At 68.9% G+C, this 3,201-nt stretch carries 3 protein-coding genes; 2 read left to right on the top strand and 1 reads right to left on the bottom strand.

Annotation, left to right across the window (positions count from 1 at the left end; translation table 11 throughout):
* Together HUK84_RS13310 and HUK84_RS13305 are read left to right on the top strand one after the other, a co-directional pair.
* The coding region (locus tag HUK84_RS13310; RefSeq protein ID WP_246285668.1) for an adenosine deaminase family protein at positions 1-1,478 on the top strand (1,478 nt) is incomplete at its 5' end.
* A 149-nt stretch (positions 1,479-1,627) separates the two neighbouring features.
* Positions 1,628-2,743: a purine nucleoside permease gene (locus tag HUK84_RS13305; protein WP_176640722.1), complete on the top strand. Its 1,116-nt coding sequence runs from the start codon at positions 1,628-1,630 to the stop codon at positions 2,741-2,743.
* Positions 2,744-2,763: 20 nt separating this feature from the next.
* On the opposite strand, the gene HUK84_RS13300 is transcribed toward HUK84_RS13305, so the two are convergent.
* Positions 2,764-3,201 (bottom strand): PqiC family protein (locus tag HUK84_RS13300; protein ID WP_176640721.1); only part of this gene is annotated, 438 nt, incomplete at its 5' end.

The raw sequence follows: 3,201 nt of genomic DNA, 5'->3' as shown, positions 1-3,201 counted from the left end.
CCTTCACGCGTCTTCGCCAGGATCCGGCCCGGCTGGACGCGGTGCTGCGCGCCCTGCCCAAGGGGGCGGACCTGCACAACCATCTGGCCGGCGCCGTCTATGCCGAGAACATGTTGGACTGGGCCGCACGGGACGGGCTGTGCGTCGCCCCCGCCCAGGGGCGGATCCTGGCGGATAAATGCGCCCCCGGGCCCGAATCGGGCCGGGTGCCCGCCGCCGACCTGGCGGCGCATCCCGACCTGCGGGCCGACATGATCGACGCCCTGTCGATGCGCGATTACGTGCCTACGCCGGCCGACCGGTCCGGCCACGACCATTTCTTCGCGACCTTCGCCCGGTTCGGGCCCGCGCAGGCGGCGCATGACGGCGACATGCTGGCCGAAGCCGCCGCCCGCGCCGCCGAGGACCATGTCCTGTATCTGGAACTGATGATCTCGCCGCAGCTTGGTCCGGTCGCCGATCTGGGATCGCGTTTCGTGCTGCAGGGGGACGGTTTCGCCGATGCCGACCGGGCCATCGCGCCCGCCCTGCCGGCCCTGGTCGCCGCCGCCCGGCATCAGGCCGATGCGATGGAATCGCGCATGCGGGCCGTCCTGCAATGCGGCACGCAGGCGGCGCATCCCGGTTGCGGGGTTACGGTCCGCTATCTGTACCAGACCATCCGCACCATGCCGCCCGCCATGGTCTTTCCGCAGCTCGATTTCGGCTATGCCCTGGTCAAGGCCGATCCGCGTTTCGTCGGCATCAATATCGTGGCGCCGGAAGACGACGCGGTGGCGATGCGCGATTACGGCCTGCATATGCGCATGTTCGGCTGGCTGGCCCGTCGCGACCCGCAGGTGCGCCTGTCGCTGCATGCCGGCGAACTGGCGCCGGGGCTGGTCCCGCCCGAAGGGCTGCGCTTTCATATCCGCCAGGCGGTCGAAATCGCCGGCGCCCGCCGCATCGGCCATGGCGTGGACATTCTGCACGAGGACGACCCCGACGGGCTGATGGCCGAGATGGCCCGCCGTCGTGTCATGGTGGAAATCAACCTGACCAGCAATGACGTCATTCTCGGTGTCGCGGGGGCCGCGCACCCGTTCAACGCCTATCGCGCCGCCGGCGTGCCCGTCGCCCTGTCGACGGATGACGAGGGCGTGTCGCGCATCGACCTGACCCACGAATACGCGCGCGCGGCCGCGACCTATCAGCTCGATTACGCGGCGCTGCGCGACCTGTCGCGCAGCGGCCTGGAATACGCGTTCCTGCCCGGCGACAGCCTGTGGGCGCGGACCCGTCCCTTCCGCATGGTGGCGGCCTGCGCCGCCACGCCGTCCGGCCCCGTCCCTGCGGGCGGCGCCTGCCATGATTTCCTGGCGCACAGTCAGAAGGCTCGCCTGCAATGGACATTGGAGGCACGGCTGCATGCATTCGAGACCGGCATGATCCGCCAGGCTGCGCTGATGGACGACCATGCGCAATCCGCCGGGCAATGATTCCCTGGTGTCCTGCTCGAGAAATTCTTATGAGAATTTCTCGAGCCAGCAGGCCACTAAAATATTGATTCTAGTGTCCTTTCGATTCCAAAATTCGCTTGCGAATTTCGGAATCAGGACACTTGGGCAATGAAAAGAAACGCATGACGATGCCATTACGCTTCCCGCGCCTGTCCCTCTCGCGTCGCCTGTCCGGCGCGGTCGCCGGCCTTGCCCTTGCCTGGGGCCTGGCGGCCTCGGCGCCGGCGTACGCCGCGCAGATTCCCGTACGCGTCGTGGTCGTCACGACGTTCGAGATCGGCAAGGATACCGGCGACATGCCGGGCGAATTCCAGACCTGGGTGGAAAAGCTGCCGCTGAAGCAGGTCCTGCCGGCGCCGGGCACCTGGCATGGGGTCATGCGCTACAACCCCGGCCTGCAGGTCCTGGGCATCGCCAGCGGCGAGGGGCCGGAACATATGGCTTCGGCGATCACCGCGCTGGTGCTCGATCCGCGCTTCGACCTGCGCCATGCCTATTTCGTGCTGGCCGGGATCGCGGGGATCGATCCGAATTTCGGCCCGGTCGGCGCGGCGGTCTGGGCGCCGCGCGTCATCAATGGCGGCCTGGCCCACGCGATCGACGCGCGGGAAATCCCGCCGGACTGGCCGGACGGCTATACGCCGGTCCAGGGCAGCACGCCCGACGAACGGCCCGTGCCGCCGCTGCATTCGCTGTCGGGCGACATGGCCTATACGTTCAATCCTGCCCTGGTGCGCTGGGCCTATGACCTGACGCGGCAGGTGGCGCTGCCGGACACGCCGGCGCTGCAGGCGATCCGCGCGCGCTACGCGGGTTATCCTCGGGCGCAGAAGCCGCCCGCAGTGCTGCTGGGCGACACCCTGTCCAGCGAGACGTTCTGGGTGGGCGCGCGGATGAATCGCTGGGCCGAACGCTGGGTGGCATATTGGACCGCCGGACAGGGCGTATTCGCCACCACGGCCGAGGAGGATGTGGGCTTCATGCAGGCCCTGACCTTGCAGGCCCAGGCCGGGCGGGTGGATCCGGATCGCGTGCTGGTGCTGCGCACCGCCAGCAATTTCGACATGCCGCCGCCCGGCCAGACCGCCGCCGCTCTGCTGAAATCCGAAGCGAGCGAGGGCGGCTATTCCGGCTATCTACCGTCGATCGACGCGGCCTATCGGGTCGGCAGCGTGGTGGTGCGCGAACTGGCCCTGCATTGGGACCGCTACGGCGCGCGCACGCCCGGAACGCCGGTCAAATAGGACAGGCCGGGACTAAACACCTAGCGGGGCCAGCTTGCCACGATCCGCGCGGCTAGCTGGTCCAGCACCGCTTCCGTCAGGCGGGCCGTATCGTCGTCGGTCGCCGCCGATCCGTCGCGGGTGACGAAGGCGCGCTGATGCAGGATCGGCGCCCGCGGATCGTGCGGAATGATCGACCAGTCCGCATCCAGCGACGCCGTCCCGTCGCGGGTGACGTCCAGGCGGCTGACATTCACCGACAGCCGCCAGGCCGCGGGCAGCACCTGCGGCTGATCGGTCACGAACAGGTCGCTGCGTGCCTGGCCCAGCCGGGCGGTGATCAGGTCGGTCACTCCCAGCGACAGCCGGCTGGCCCAGCGCCCCCGGTCGCTGCGCAGGATCCGGTTGCCCGTGCGCACCACCAGGTCCTGCCCGTCCAGATAGTCCGGCAGCACGACCCGATCCACCGTGACCGTCCT

It is taken from the genome of Nguyenibacter vanlangensis, from assembly GCF_013376155.1.
GTDB lineage: Bacteria > Pseudomonadota > Alphaproteobacteria > Acetobacterales > Acetobacteraceae > Gluconacetobacter > Gluconacetobacter vanlangensis.
This window is presented reverse-complemented; position numbering and strand designations above follow the sequence as displayed.